Source organism: Roseateles amylovorans, assembly GCF_025398155.2.
GTDB classification, from domain to species: domain Bacteria; phylum Pseudomonadota; class Gammaproteobacteria; order Burkholderiales; family Burkholderiaceae_C; genus Roseateles; species Roseateles amylovorans.
Map to the genome: position 1 here is coordinate 4880100 of NZ_CP104562.2, position 14098 is coordinate 4894197.

A 14098-nucleotide genomic window follows, 5' to 3' on the forward strand; every position below is an offset into this window, starting at 1 on the left:
GTCTGCGTTCAGAAGTTGCGTCCGAACGAGGAGGACGGTGCGCCGCTGAGGCGGAACGTGCCCACCACATCGGCCAGCCGCTGCGCCTGATCCTTCAGGCTCTCGGCCGCAGCCGCGGATTCCTCGACCAGGGACGCATTCTGCTGCGTCACCTGATCCAGCTGGGCCACCGCCTGGTTGACCTGGCCAATCCCGTGGCTCTGCTCCAGCGCGGTATGGCTGATCTCGCCGATCATCTGCGTCACACGTTTGACGCTGCCAACCACCTCGCCCATTGTGTCGCCCGCCGACGAGACCTGGCGGGTGCCGGTCTCGACCCGTTCCACGCTGGCGGTGATCAGCGTCTTGATTTCCTTCGCGGCGCTGGCAGAACGCTGCGCGAGCGCGCGCACCTCGCTGGCGACGACCGCAAAACCACGTCCCTGCTCGCCCGCCCGTGCCGCTTCCACGGCCGCATTCAACGCCAGGATGTTGGTCTGGAACGCGATCCCATCGATCACGCCGATGATGTCGCCGATCTGACGGGAACTGGCGCTGATCGCCTCCATCGTGGACACCACCTGTGCCATGGCGGCGCCGCCTTGCTCGGCGACACGGCTGGCGGAGTCCGCCAGCTCGCGTGCCTGGGCGGCGCTGTCGGCGCTGCTGGCCACGGTGCTGTTGAGCTGCTCCATGGAGCTCGCGGTTTCCTGCAGGTTGCTGGCGGTCTCTTCGGTGCGCTGGCTCAGGTCGTGGTTGCCCGCCGCAATTTCCCGGGACGCCACCGCAATCGACTGGCTGGTGTCGCGCACCTGCAGCATCACCTGCTCGATCTTTTGCACGAACTGATTGAAGCCGCGCGAGATCTCGGCCAGTTCGTCCTCACCCCTGACCTGCAGGCGCTGGCTCAGGTCGCCCTCGCCGGCGCCGATGTCGTTCATCGCGCGTTTGATGCCGGCCAACCCCTTGAGCAAGGCACCGACAGCTGCCGCAGCGACCAGCGCCGCCGCGAGCGTCACCGCCACCATCGTCCAGCCTGCATTGCGCAGCACGCTGGACAGCGCGGAGAGCGCTTCCTCGCGCTCCGCCGCAGCCACCAGCACCCAGTCGGTGCCGGGGATGTCCACCGCCTTCAGGAAATAGCGGTGATCACCGATGGCTGCCATCGTCAGCGCATCCCCATGCGCGGCGGCGATGAGCGGCTCATCCAGCGTGTCCGACAGTTCCTTGACCGGCTTGAGCGTCAGTGCCGCATCCGGATGCGCGATGATCTTGCCGCTCTTGTCGAGCAGCATCGCAAAGCCGCTGTCGGTCGGCTTGATGGCCTTCATGGTGGCGATCACATCATCCAGCGTCACATCAGCGCCGGTGACTGCCTTCACCTCACCGCCGACCTTGACCGCGCTGGCGAAGGTCACCACCAGCTTCTTGCTCGACGCCGCAACATACGGCGCCGTGATCACCGGCTGGTCGCTGCCGCTGGCGAGCTTGAACCACGGGCGCGCGGTGGGGTCGTAATCTGCGGCGCGCTGGCGATCGGGGATGGAGATCATCCGCTTGTCGGCGCCGCCGACATAGGCCAGATCCAGCCGGCCGGAATTCAGCGCCTGGGTCAGCGCAGGACGCGGATCGTCCAACGCCGCGGCGGGCGCGAGCGCGGCCACCACATCCTTTTGTGTCTTCACCCACGCCGCCACGCCGGCGGCATGAGCGCCTGCAAGTTCGGTCAGCTGCGACTGGACCTGGCGCCGGGCATGGTCACGCACGGCCCAGTAACTGGCGAAGGTGGCCAGCGCCACGGCGGCCACCACGATCGCGATGCTGATGGCAATGAGACGGGATTTGATGGTCTTCAACACGGTACTTCCTCGCTGGTGGGACTTCGATGTCAGCTGTCAATGACATCCATCAAAGCTGAAACAAGCGCGGCGAATTCTGCCGATCGCATCGACCAAAACCAAGGGTTAACACCAGCAAAACGAGTGACACGTGAGGAGCTTCACGCCGGCCCAGGCGGCCGCGCGTCCTTTGTGGCCCGTTCCGTCCGGTTCATGCAGGTTTCTGTCTGTTCCGTGCTGTTCCGTCCTGATAGCGCTTGACCTTGCTCGCAGGGGCCCTCGCCACGGTGCGAACCGATCACGCAGGTCGAACCAGGCAGTTTGTCATCGGCACCATGTCGAACGCAGGCTGCATCGCCCAGGCGAGCAGCTCCGGTTCACCTCAACAGGATTGCGCATGACCCACACCCCATCGAAGCCGGACCGCGTGACGTCCACGCCGGCCTCCACGTCCGCATCGCTCTCCATCTCCCGCCGCGACGATGATCCGGCCCATTCCGATTTCCTGAGCCGTCGCCATTGCCTGCGGTCCGGCCTGGCGATGGCCGCTGCCGGGGCCTCGATGACCGTGGCGGCTGCCGATCCCGCAACCGCCGCATCCACCGCAACAGGGACACCCCCCTCGACCGCTCCGGGGGCCATCGTCCGTCCCTCCGCCCAGGGCCGCTTCTGGCCGGAGGGCATCCGGCTGGTGATTTCCGTGTCCATGCAGTTCGAAGCCGGCGCACAGACCGAGCATGGCAATGGCTCACCCTATGCGCCGATGAACCCCGCCGACGGCCCCGACCTGCCTGCGCGCACCTGGTTCGACTATGGATGGCGGGAGGGCATTCCTCGCCTGCTGGACCTGTGGGACCGGCACGGGGTGAAGGTGACCTCGCACATGATCGGCCGCGCGGTGGAACTGCAACCGGCGCTGGCCAAGGAAATCGTGTCGCGCGGTCATGAGGCCGCCGCCCATGGACAAACCTGGGAGCCGCACTGGACGATGACCGAGGCTCAGGAACGGGCCTCCTACCAGGCCAACATCGACGCCATCCAGCGCGCCACCGGCGTGCGGCCGGTCGGCTTCAATGCCTACTGGATGCGAGGCACGCCGCGTACGCTGGGGGTGCTGCAATCCCTCGGCTTCGCCTATCACATCGACGATGTGTCCGCCGACGAACCGATGCTCACCGAGGTCCATGGCAAGCCGTTCGGCATCGTCCCGTACACCTTGCGCTGCAATGACATTGCACGGCTCGGTGCAGAAGGTCCCATGACGGCCGCCGCCTTCGCCCAGGAACTGAAGGACGAGTTCGACGTGCTGTACGAAGAGGCGGGACGGCGCCGTCGGATGATGTCGGTCTCCACCCACGATCGCATTGGCGGCACACCCGCCCGCGTCAAGGCGCTGGGCGATTTCCTGCGCCATGCCGCGTCCCATCCCGGTGTCGCGTTCGTGCGCAAGGATCAGATTGCCCGATGGGCGCTGGAGCTGCCGAACGTGCCGCGCAAGCGCAGCTGAATCCATCGCCCCCGCCGCATGACGGCGCGCCCTCACCGGCGTGCCGTCTCAGCCCCTCATGTCGACGCGAAGCCGGCTCGAAGCTGCCGGAGCGCGGCGATTCAGTTCGATTCCTTGATCAGCCGGCCCGAGGCTGCCTGCAGCGGTCGCGCGTTCATCGGATAGAGCCGGCTGAAGATCGCGATCTGCTGGGTCGACAGTTGCACCGGTTGGCGGAAGACCATCCACAACACGCCCTCAGTGCAGGGCGGGGTGGTCTGCGAGCCCATGTAGGTGAAGTAGCCGCGGTCCTTGGGCAGCAACTGATTGAGGTCGATGGGCACCGGCGCTTCGTAGGTGTCGCCCTTCTCCAGCGGCAGATAGTTCCAGACGGTCTGGATCAGCGACTGGTCCTGGCCCCGCTCCAGCAGCACCGAGATCATCGCCACGCGGCCATCGGCGTCCTTGTGGGTGAGATGGGCGACCATGTCGTACTGGCGGCCGTTGATGCGTTCCTCGCTGGGGCGATGGAAGTGGAACTCCTGGAGCTCATAGCGGCGCCCCATGATCTCGATGACATTGCCAGGCGCCACATTCACCTGCACCGTGTGGCCGTTGTCCACCACGGCGAACTTGCTGGGCCGGTAATCGAACTGGATCTTTTCCTGATCGACACGGATGGTGTCGCGGATGTCGATCGGACTCTGACGGGTTCCGATGGCGCATTGGCGGAACTCCGGCGTCAACTGCCCCCAGCGGTCCGGGGCGCCATCACCGGTGTAGCCCCAGCGAATCTCCGATTTCGCCGCAGAGGCGGCGACGGCCGCGGTCGCGGCCTTGCCGCCGGCTGCGCGGCGCGACTTCGGATCGTCCTTGGGTTTGTTGGCCGGGATGTTGAGCTTGAGGCTGCTGACATCGTCACGCAGGCGTTCCGCCAGGCGCCGACGCAACTGCTCGGGCGATTCCTCTGCTGCCGGCGCGGCGGAGGCCGCCGGCGTGGACGAGGGCTCTGCCGCATGCGCGGGGGACAGCATCGCCCAGGCCAAGGCGATGCCCAGCAGGCTGAATCCGAGCCATGGCATTGCGCCTCGCCACGCGGACGGACCGGTGGTCAATGAGGCTGGGCGGATGGACACCGCGCGCGGCGCAGCGGAGGGCGCGGCAGACAAACGACCACCACGGGCGCGAAGAGGCATCGGGAACTCCTGCAGGAAAAAGGGCGCTCCCTGCTTCTTCGGACATTTTGTCGCGGGCTTGAGGCCAGCGCGGGATGACACCCTCATCCAATGAGGCAAGACCTCACGAGGGCGCGACCGGCAGCGAGGTCCGCTCGGTCAGCCGACTTCCCGCTTGACCCACAGCCAGGCGACCAGGCCGATGCACATCAGCCCCCCGGAGGTGAGTGCGAGCGACAGCGTCGAATGCATCACCAGCGGGACCAGCAGGCCGGCCACCAGGCCGTTGGCCGCGCTGCCCACGCAGGCTTGAAGCGATGAGGCCATGCCGCGGCGGTCAGGGGCCTGATCCAGGACCATCAGCGTGACCACGGGCACCATCAGCGCCCAGCCGAAGGCGAAGGCGCTGATCAGCGGGAAGGCCCAGTACGGACTGGTCGGCAGCGTCAGGTTGCAGACGATGTTGACGATGGAGGTCACCGTCATGATCACGAAGCCGCGCCGGATCTGGTGCCGGGGCTTGATCCGGCCGGCCAAGCGTCCGCTGAGGAAAGCGCCGCCCATGATCCCGCCGATGCTGAACAGGAAGAACCAGAAGAACTGGGTGGGTGCCAGGTGCAGGTGTTCCCCCAGGAACACCGGCGCGGCCAGCACATACAGGAACATGCCGTTGAACGGAATGCCACTGGCCAAGGCCAGCAGCACGAAGCGCCGACTGCCGACCAGGCTGCGATAGCCCCGCATCAGGTCCCCGACATGAAACGGCTGCTTGTGGTCCGCATGGAGCGTCTCGGGCAACAGACGCCAGTTCGCAATGAACAATGCGGCGCCGACCAGGACCAGGAACCAGAAGATGGCGTGCCAGTCGGCATGGGCGAACAGGAAACCGCCCACCATCGGCGCGATCGCCGGCGCGAGCCCGAAGAAGATCGTCACCTGGGACATCACCCGCTGCGCTTCGGAGGGCGGGAACATGTCTCGGATGATGGCCCGCGACACCACGACACCGGCCCCGGCGGAAAGTCCCTGCACCGTGCGCCAGAACACCAGTTGGCCGATGCTGCCGGACAGGGCGCAGCCCATCGACGCCAGGGTGAACACCGCCATGCCGGTGAGCACCACGGGCCGCCGCCCGAAGCTGTCCGACAGGGCGCCGTGGAACAGGTTCATCACCGCAAACCCGAGCAGGTAGCCGGACAGGGTCTGCTGCATCTCCACCGGCGTCGCGTTCAGCGCGCGGGCGATGCCGGCGAAGGCCGGCAGGTAGGTGTCGATGGAAAAGGGACCGACGGTGGCCAACGCGGCCAGCAGGATGGACAAGGCCCAGCGGGGCGCGCGCCACAGTTGGCTGGCTTGAGGGTTCATGCGGGCTCAGACGTGCGTTGGTCGCCCAACCGAAGCGATCGGCGGGGTCGGGGGTCGGTCAGTGTAGCGGTGGCCCCTACACTGCGGCGACTTTGCGGGCGAGGAGCAATTGCGGTGCCGGGTGTGTTGAGCATTGGCGTGATCGGGTTGGGCGTGATGGGGCAGCGGATGCTGGCCCGTCTGGCAGGTCATGCGCGACTGCGGGTGACCCGCGTCTGGGATGAGAGCCCGGACGTCATGACCCAGGTGCTGGCTCACTATCCGCTGCTGCGTGCCGCGACCAGTGCGGATGCCCTGATCCGTGAGCCGGGTCTTCACGGGCTCTACATCGCCACGCCGCCGGGGCCGCACATCGCGCTGAGTGAGCAGGCCTTCGATGCCGGTTTGGCGGTGCTATGCGAGAAGCCGCTGACCACCGACTTCGCTGCGGGCCGAGCCTGTATCGCCCGCATCGAGCGGGAGCGTCGTCGCGCGGCGGTGAACTATTCGCTGGCCTCGTCAGCAGGACTGGCCGCCTTGCAGTTGGCCTTCGGCGCGGCCGCTCGTCGCACCTTGGGCGCGTTGCTGGAGGTCTCCATCGAACTCCGCTTTGCCGCCTGGCCGCGGCCCTGGCAGACCGACGCGGGGGCTTGGCTCTCGCAGCGACGTGAAGGTGGATTCAGCCGCGAGGTGCTGTCTCATTTCATCTTCGTGCTGCAGCGTGTGCTGGGGCCGGCCGAAGTGGTCAGCAGCCGGGTGACCTGGCCCGACGACGGGGTGAGTTCAGAGACGGCGGTGGACGCCGAGCTGGTCGCAGCCGGTGTGCCGGTGCGCATCCGGGCGGGGCTGGGCGGCGAACGTGCCGACGATAACCGCATGCTGTGGCGCGCCTCGGAAGGCGAGATCGAATTGCGGGACTGGTTCGGCGCGACCCAGCAGCGTCAAGGCGAACGGATGCACAGCCTGGGCGAGGCGGACACCTTGCGGGTCAACGGCATGTCTGACCAATTGGCGCACTGGGCGGCCATGCTGGAAGGGCGATCGCACAGCCTGCCGGGATTTGCGGAGGCCTTGGCGGTGCAGCGCACGATCGAGGGCCTGCTGGCCGGTCGCTGATCGCCGAGAGCGGGTCGCCGCCTTGCGAGTGGGCGTCACCGACGCCAGAGGTGCCGGCGTGAGCTTGTGCTGCCTTGTGAGCGATCGACTCGAAATAAAAGTGTGAAGCGGGCCGATAGGCCGGATTTTGTGCACGGACGGATTCTTGCGAATCTGTCCATGTGACCGCCATTCCTCTTGGCCGGACATCACTGCCCGGCTCGGTGCCACCTACCCGCCAGCTCTGCGAGCCGCATCAACGCTGGCCTACTTGGTGTTGCTGCGCGTAGAGATTGCCCGTTTCACCCGATGCGGGCTTGCACCTGCATCGACTCGTCTCTGTTGCTCTGATCCTCGGCTTACGCCGGGCAGCCGTTAGCTGCTACGCCGCTCTATGCAGTCCGGACCTTCCTCCAGTGCCGTGTTTCCACGATCGCACCAGCGGCGGTCTGGCCCGCTTCACGGGTGGATTGTAACCCCCCCTACCGCCTGACGGCGGCCCCCCAGGGGGCGAGCAGGGAGCCCGGCAAAGCCGGATCTCCTTGCTCCGCTTGATATGTCGGGGCTTCGCCCCTCGCCCCCTCGCCCTCTCGCCCTCTCGCCCTCTCGCCTCTCGCCCCTGACGCTCTCACGGTCAATGGACCGCATGTGACCTTCATCTTTGGTCAATGCATCACTCTGTCGAAAAGGGATTGGTTCGATGAAGCATGCGATGTGCTCGGTGAGTCGGGACGAGGGATCCGGCGCCCCTGGGAGTGAATGTGAAACGCCTGAACGGACAGGGGCGCCGGATCTCTCGTCCGTGCGCCGAACGTGGAACGTGGATCGTGGAATGTGAAACGCGATGCCAGCCCCAACGGTCCTTGCGATAAACAACGAGAGAGGGGCCCCATCGCCGAAGGAGCTCGGTGTCCCGGGACGAGGGATACGGCGCCCCTGGGAGTGAATGTGAAACGCCTGAACGGACAGGGGCGCCGGATCCCTCGTCCGTGCGCCGAACGCGGCAGTCAATCCCGCGCACCGCATCGAATCCATGGCGATCGGGCACGTGCATTGCTATCGAAGCGTCATGCAGATCCAGGCCCTCGACCCCCGCAGCGAAGCTGCCTTGTCCCTGCTGGCGCAGTCCGATGCCTACATGGCCGCGCTGTATCCGCAGGAAAGCAACCATCTGGAGACGCCGCAGTCTCTGGCGCAGCCGCATGTGCATTTCATTGGCGTGTGGCTGGCGGAATGGCTGGCCGGATGTGGCGCGGTGAAGGTGATCGAGGACGAGCACGGCGCCTATGGCGAAATCAAGCGCGTGTTCGTGCAGCCTCAGTTCCGGGGCCGCGGCATCTCCAAGGTGGTGATGGAACAACTCGAAATCCATCTGCGCGCGAAGGGCATCTCCCTTGCACGCTTGGAGACCGGTGTGCACCAACCTGAAGCGCTGGCGCTCTATGAAGGGTTGGGCTATGACCGTCGAGAGCCGTTCGGTCCCTATGCGCCAGATCCGCTCTCGGTGTTCATGGAAAAACGCCTGAGCGCATGAACCGCTGAGCCGCTCCACCCCGGCGACTCCTCCACCACGTCGCAGGACGACCCCGGTCCGAGCACAGCCGTTGCCAGTGCACTAGCATGGGCGCCTTTGCTGGAGCGCCCTCATGAAAGCCGACAACGTCCTGGCCACCATCGGCCACACCCCCCACATCCGGATCAACCGCCTGTTCGCCGGCCATTCGGCGCAGGTGTGGGTGAAGTCCGAACGCAGCAATCCCGGTGGATCGATCAAGGATCGCATTGCGCTGGCCATGATCGAAGACGCCGAACAACGAGGCCTGCTCAAGCCCGGTGGCACCATCATCGAACCGACCTCCGGCAACACCGGCGTGGGCCTGGCAATGGTCGCAGCGGTCAAGGGATACAAGCTGGTGCTGGTCATGCCCGACTCCATGTCGATCGAGCGGCGTCGCCTGATGCTGGCCTATGGCGCGAGCTTCGATCTCACGCCGCGTGAGAAGGGGATGAAGGGCGCGATCGCGCGTGCGGAGGAACTGGCCGCGCAGACGCCCGGCGCCTGGATCCCGCAGCAGTTCGAGAATCCGGCCAACATCGATGTCCACGTGCGCACCACCGCGCAGGAAATCCTCGCGGACTTTCCGGAGGGACTCGATGTCCTGATCACCGGCGTCGGCACCGGCGGCCACATCAGTGGTTGCGCTCAGGTGCTGAAGAAGGCCTGGCCTCAGCTGAAGGTGTTCGCCGTCGAGCCGAGCGCTTCGCCAGTGATCAGCGGCGGCGCCCCCAGCCCGCATCCGATCCAAGGGATCGGCGCCGGCTTCGTGCCGAAGAACCTGACCACCGAATTGCTGGACGGCGTCATCCAGGTCGAGGCCGAAGAAGCCCGCGAGTTCGCACGCCGCAGCGCCCGTGAAGAGGGGCTGCTGGTCGGCATTTCCAGCGGTGCGACGCTGGCCGCCATTGCCAAGAAGTTGCCCGAGCTCGGTGAGAAGGTCCGTGTGCTCGGCTTCAACTACGACACCGGCGAGCGCTACCTCTCGGTCGAAGGCTTCCTGCCGGCCTGACCGCCAGCGAGGCAAGACCCGATCTCGAGGAGATCCGGTGCCCTGCCATCGCCGTCGCTGTTCGCGTCCATCATGGCGGCCATTCATCACGGCCACTCATCACGGCCATCCACAGCGACATTCACAGCGTTCAATCACCGCAGCAATCACCGCAGTGAATTGACGCGGTTACTCCTCGTCGCCGCTGCCGCTTTCCAGCTCGTTGCGTTTGAGCGCCTGGCGCTTCAAGGGCGCCTCGAGCGATTGCATCGATTCGATGAAGCCATCGACCGGCTTGGGCTCCGCCAGTCGCAGCGACGGTGGCGGCAAGGCACTGAGGTAGTTCGGCCCCAGCCAGTATTGCTGCTCGGTCCGACGGCCCACGGTGAGCACCAACCCGACGATCGCCATCGCGCCGATGCCGACCGCCAGACGGCGTTGCGCCCGTGGCCAGACGACGCTGGCATGCCACCACAGCAGCACCGCGCCGACGACGGTCAAGGTGAGCCCTTCCAGGGCCATCAAGCGCGGCCAGGAGAAGGCATAGGCCAGCAGCGGCAGCGCCAGGTCGACCGCCTGCAGCAGCACCGAGGCGACCATCGCTCGCCACAGGTGGGCGCCAAAGGCGAACCAGTGCCGGAACAGCTGGGTCACCAGTGCCCACAGGCCCGCCCAGATGAGCGCCACCCCCAGCGGCGCGAGCACGCCACTGACGGCATCGACCCAGGACGCACTGGCATCGCTGCCCGACCAGTTCACCACCCACAGCATCAGCAGCCAGACGGCCAGCAAGGCAGGCAGCGCCCAGGCGGGACGGGCGTCGCGACGCACCGGTTCATCGGCCCGGGGCAGCAGCCGTTCCGGCATCAGCGGATCCAGCGCCGTGCGCAGACGCAAGCGGGTGGTGCCCAATTGCACCGTCGACAGGGACGACCAGACGCGGCTTTCGCCGGCAGCTACCCGCTCTCCGTCGAACCAGCCGCCGTTCTGGCTGTCCAGCAGGTTCAGGCGCGGGCCGTCCTCGGCCCAGTGCAGCAGCGCGTGCAAGCCGGCCAGGTGGGGATCTGACAGGACCAGGTCCGCTTCGGGCGACCGACCGATCCGCACCGGCCAGGCGCGCACCTTGTGCAGTTCCCGACAGTGACCATCGCGGTCCAGGATCTCGATTACCGCGGCGTGGTCCATGCGAATCCTTGCAAGTAATGACGGGTGAGCTTGGTGGCGTTCGCAAAGCTGACCCCGCGCGCATCGAAACGACCGAGCGCGCCTTCGGTGGACGCATCCACATTGGTGACCAGGACCGTCAAGTCGTAGAGTCCCTCCAGTTTTCGGTAAGCCCGCAGGCAGGCGACGGTGCGCAGCGGCGGCCCGTCCTTCTGCTGCACGAAGTCCTCGCGGCAATACGGCGCGGTGCGGTCCCGATCAGGCCCCCCGAGGCGTTCATTGCGGAAGCTGGCCGAGTATTGCCGTGCGAAGCGGATGGCGCCAAGCTTGGCCCCGTCATAGGCTTCCTCGACCACGCTGAGGTAGCCGGTCTGCAGGTCTTCGCTGACGAAGATGGCCTGCTCCATCCGGCACTGGGTGCGCTGCATCTGGATGCCCTCGGCATCGGCCGGGGTCGCACTGCCCCAGCAGCGCATGTACTGTTCCTGCGGGATCGGCAGGCGATAGCGCGGATGGTTGGCGCTGCGCCAGGGCTGGCTGAGGAAATTGCGGACCAGTTCCTCCTGATAGGCCATCAGCTGCTCGCGCAGGCGCGGCCAGGCGGCGCCCTTGATCGGCGCCGCATTGCGGCTGCGGGCCAGCAGCGCGGCGGCGTGGGCCCCCGGCACCAGGAAGCTCATCTGCTGCGCGAAGAACATCGCAGAGACGTTGACCCCCACCACCTCGCCATCCTCGTCCAGCACCGGTCCGCCGCTCATGCCGGGGTTGATGGCGCCGGAGTAGTAGATCAGCGGGTCGAAGCTGCGCTCCACCAGGCCGTTGTAGGTGCCCTCGACGACGGCAAAGGCCACGTCGTGCGGATTGCCCATCGAATAGATGCGCTCGCCCTTGTCCAACGGCTGATCGACCGGTCGGAACACCAGCGCCTTGGCGGCCATCTGGCGCACCTTGTCCGATTTCCCCACCAGCCGCAGCAAGGCGAGGTCACGGCGCACGTCCACATCCAGCAGCTCGAGTTCGCCGCTCTCCCCTTCGGGCGTGGCGAACTGGAGGCGATAGCGCTCCGGCTCCAGCGCATGCTGGCTGACGACGTGGTAGTTGCTGATCACGTGACCTTCGTCGCTGACGACGAAGCCCGAGCCCACCGAGGCCTGGCTGCCATTGAGCAACGTGCGCACTTGCAGCAGTTGACTGCGGCTGCGGTCGTACAGGCGTCGGGCGCTGACCGAGACCGGCACTGCGGCGCCCGGTTGGCCGGGCGCGCTCGCGGCATTGGGCGGCAGACCGGGCTGCGGCTGCGGCTGCGGCACCGGCGCCGACGGCGTCAGGCCCGGTGCGACCGACGACGGCACGAGCGGCGCAGTCGGTTGATTTTGCTGCGGCTGTGGCTGTGCAGTGGGCCGGGGTGACGGCTGGGCCTGCAGGGTCGCCGCCAGGGCAACACAGGCCAGACCGACCGTCACCAGCCGCGCGGCGCGGCGCCTCAGGCGCGGCGATGAAAGCGTGGATGCAAACAAGCGTGGGAACTCCAGGACATGACCGCGCCCGGGCGCGGATCGATGCATGCTAGCTGCTTTGTCGCTGCCGAGTCCGACTCGCCTCCCGCGTCCAGGGGGCGTTGCCATGGGCCTCGCCTGCCTGCTGGAGCGCACACACGAGCATGCACAGGGTCTGGCCCCATCAACACCTGCCCCCCGGGAGGCGGCTATTCAGCGGGGCGTTCGTCCGCCGGAGGCTCTTCGGGCGGTGCCTTCTTGGGCGGTCGGCGATCCCCCGGCCAGGCGCTGAACAGCGGCAACGGCATGCGCACCGGCGTGACGTCCAGGTAGAGGTTCATCACGGTGTAGTCCTCCGGCCCCATCTCGTCGGTGCTCCACCCCACACTGCCCGGGCCTTTGTAGAGCCGGAACAGGAAGCCCAGGTCGGCCAATGTGTCGCCCGGATTCGGGTTGGCCTCGAAGCTCAAGCCGCGTACTTCGGTCTGGATGCTGTCGATCAGGTAGGCCATCGCATTGGAGATGGTCGAATCGCCCAGCATGTCGCCGTAGAACAGCGGCAGTGTGTAGTAAGGCTTGTAGTCGGGAGTGCCCGGCTCCAGCTTCTGTCCACGCAGCTTGACCGGCGCCGGCGTGATGCCGTGGGTGCGCAGGTTGAAGCGGTCCCCATGGTCCAGGTAGGTGAGTTTGGCCTGCTTCAGGTTGAACACGCCCAGCGAGCGGTCACTGGTGCTCTCACGCAGGTCCACCAGCAAGGCGCCCTTCTGCCCCAACACCTCGATCTCTCCCGCCCGGATCACCGCCGCCGAGTTCTCATCCACGCCCAGGCCGAACTTGTAGCCCTTGGCCATCATCAGCGGAATCATTCGCCCAAAGCGGCCGCGCTTGAGGAAATGCTGATCGACGAACAGCTCCGGCCCGACGAAGCCCAGGCCGCGGTCGATCTGCTTGCCCTCCTCCCAGCGGCCCTTGAGGATGTTGATCACGCTGGGCGCATCCCGGAACATCACCGTGCTCATGATGGCCGCACCCGCCGAGGTGCCGGCCACCACGCCGCCGCGTCGGTAGACGTCCCAGATCGCCTCGAGCATCGGCGTCGCGTTGCCGTCCGGCAGCAGCACATCGACGATGCGTTCCTGCGATCCGCCGGTGAAGAAGATGCCCTTGGCATTGCGCACCTTGTTGATCAGGGCGGTGTCGCGCACCACCTTGTTCAGGTCCACCCAGGAAAACTTCGGTGCGACCGGCAGGGCTTCCGCCACCGCGCCACGCCGCTGGAGTTGCTCGACCACCTGCTTGGCGCTGGCTTCCGGATCCTCCGCTGCGGTGCCGAGCACCACAAACCGCGCGCCCTTGCCTCCGGCCAGCGCCACCAGGCGATTCCAGACCTCGTCGTTGTCCGCCTTCAGCGCGCCGCCGATGGCCATGGCATGGCCCCTGATCGGCTCGACAGGCGGCGTTGGGGGCGGCGTCGCCGCCACTGCGGCGCCCACCGGATTGCCCCCCGGGGCCGAGGCCCTGGCCGCCGGCGTCGCCGGGCTCGCCTTGGCCGGCGCCGAACTCGCAGAGGCCGGCTTTGTCGGTGCGGCCGCCCGGGCGTCGAGGCCACCGCCCCCGCTCACCATCACGGTCGCCGCCATGGCGGCCAGCATCCTGACGGCCGCGCGAGGCCACGATTCGCTCATCCACATCATCCGGATCATTCGACGCCCTCAATGGGTAACGAAATGCAGAAGCGACGCGCTGGCATGACGCCAGTCCCGGCACGGTGAGAGGCACCAGCATGCGGCGTGCCAGCACGCCGGCGTCCACCGCCTCACCGAAGCGCCTTGCACCGTGCTCATGGGACCTTCCTCGAAGCAACGGGGCTCCGGGAATGCGCGTCGTCGATGGCCCAACGATAGCGGCGCTGCCTCATGGAACGGTGACAAGGGACATCCATCCGACACCGATCAGTTGTATGGACACGACTGCG

The 14098-nt window shown here is 66.8% G+C and carries 11 protein-coding genes and 1 other RNA gene; 5 read left to right on the top strand and 7 right to left on the bottom strand.

Going from position 1 to position 14098, the window contains the following annotated elements; genetic code table 11:
- Positions 1–8: 8 nt before the first annotated feature.
- Positions 9–1838 (bottom strand): methyl-accepting chemotaxis protein, encoded by a 1830-nt coding sequence (locus N4261_RS20250; RefSeq protein WP_261757064.1) that lies wholly within the window; start codon positions 1836–1838, stop codon positions 9–11.
- Positions 1839–2358: 520 nt separating this feature from the next.
- Between N4261_RS20250 and N4261_RS20255 the strand changes: the two genes are divergently transcribed.
- Positions 2359–3324, top strand: a complete 966-nt coding sequence (locus N4261_RS20255; RefSeq protein ID WP_435532083.1) for a polysaccharide deacetylase family protein — start codon at positions 2359–2361, stop codon at positions 3322–3324.
- Positions 3325–3425: 101 nt separating this feature from the next.
- Here N4261_RS20255 and N4261_RS20260 read toward each other — a convergent pair whose 3' ends face one another.
- Both N4261_RS20260 and N4261_RS20265 read right to left on the bottom strand, forming a co-directional pair.
- Positions 3426–4499, bottom strand: a complete 1074-nt coding sequence (locus N4261_RS20260) for a carbonic anhydrase (protein ID WP_261757066.1) — start codon at positions 4497–4499, stop codon at positions 3426–3428.
- A gap of 138 nt (positions 4500–4637) precedes the next feature.
- Complete coding sequence (locus N4261_RS20265) at positions 4638–5843, bottom strand: multidrug effflux MFS transporter (protein ID WP_261757067.1); 1206 nt, start codon at positions 5841–5843, stop codon at positions 4638–4640.
- A gap of 114 nt (positions 5844–5957) precedes the next feature.
- On the opposite strand from N4261_RS20265, the gene N4261_RS20270 reads away from it, so the two are divergent.
- Entirely contained in the window at positions 5958–6938 is a 981-nt protein-coding gene (locus N4261_RS20270) for a Gfo/Idh/MocA family protein (protein ID WP_261757068.1), read from the top strand.
- A 100-nt stretch (positions 6939–7038) separates the two neighbouring features.
- Here the strand turns inward: N4261_RS20270 and rnpB are convergent.
- An RNA gene (rnpB, locus tag N4261_RS20275) (RNase P RNA component class A) lies at positions 7039–7378 on the bottom strand.
- A gap of 608 nt (positions 7379–7986) precedes the next feature.
- Between rnpB and N4261_RS20280 the strand changes: the two genes are divergently transcribed.
- Positions 7987–8451 carry a GNAT family N-acetyltransferase gene (locus N4261_RS20280; protein WP_261757069.1) on the top strand — a complete coding sequence of 155 codons (465 nt, stop codon included), beginning with the start codon at positions 7987–7989 and terminating at the stop codon, positions 8449–8451.
- 112 nt (positions 8452–8563) lie between these two features.
- Positions 8564–9484 carry a cysteine synthase A gene (gene cysK / locus N4261_RS20285; RefSeq protein WP_261757070.1) on the top strand — a complete coding sequence of 307 codons (921 nt, stop codon included), beginning with the start codon at positions 8564–8566 and terminating at the stop codon, positions 9482–9484.
- Positions 9485–9652: 168 nt separating this feature from the next.
- Here the strand turns inward: cysK and N4261_RS20290 are convergent, their stop codons facing one another.
- From N4261_RS20290 to N4261_RS20300, 3 genes are all read right to left on the bottom strand, one after another.
- Entirely contained in the window at positions 9653–10648 is a 996-nt protein-coding gene (locus N4261_RS20290; RefSeq protein ID WP_261757071.1) for an FHA domain-containing protein, read from the bottom strand.
- A complete protein-coding gene (locus N4261_RS20295; protein WP_261757072.1) occupies positions 10630–12144 on the bottom strand; it encodes a S1 family peptidase in 1515 nt (504 codons plus the stop codon). Before N4261_RS20295 ends, N4261_RS20290 begins: the two co-directional genes overlap by 19 nt.
- 188 nt (positions 12145–12332) lie before the next feature.
- The gene (locus N4261_RS20300) at positions 12333–13550 is read right to left on the bottom strand and encodes a cyanophycinase (protein WP_261757073.1); all 1218 of its coding nucleotides are present in this window, start codon (positions 13548–13550) and stop codon (positions 12333–12335) included.
- Here N4261_RS20300 and N4261_RS20305 point away from each other — a divergent pair.
- A complete protein-coding gene (locus N4261_RS20305; RefSeq protein ID WP_261757074.1) occupies positions 13549–13875 on the top strand; it encodes a hypothetical protein in 327 nt (108 codons plus the stop codon). The genes N4261_RS20300 and N4261_RS20305 overlap by 2 nt on opposite strands.
- Positions 13876–14098: the final 223 nt, after the last annotated feature.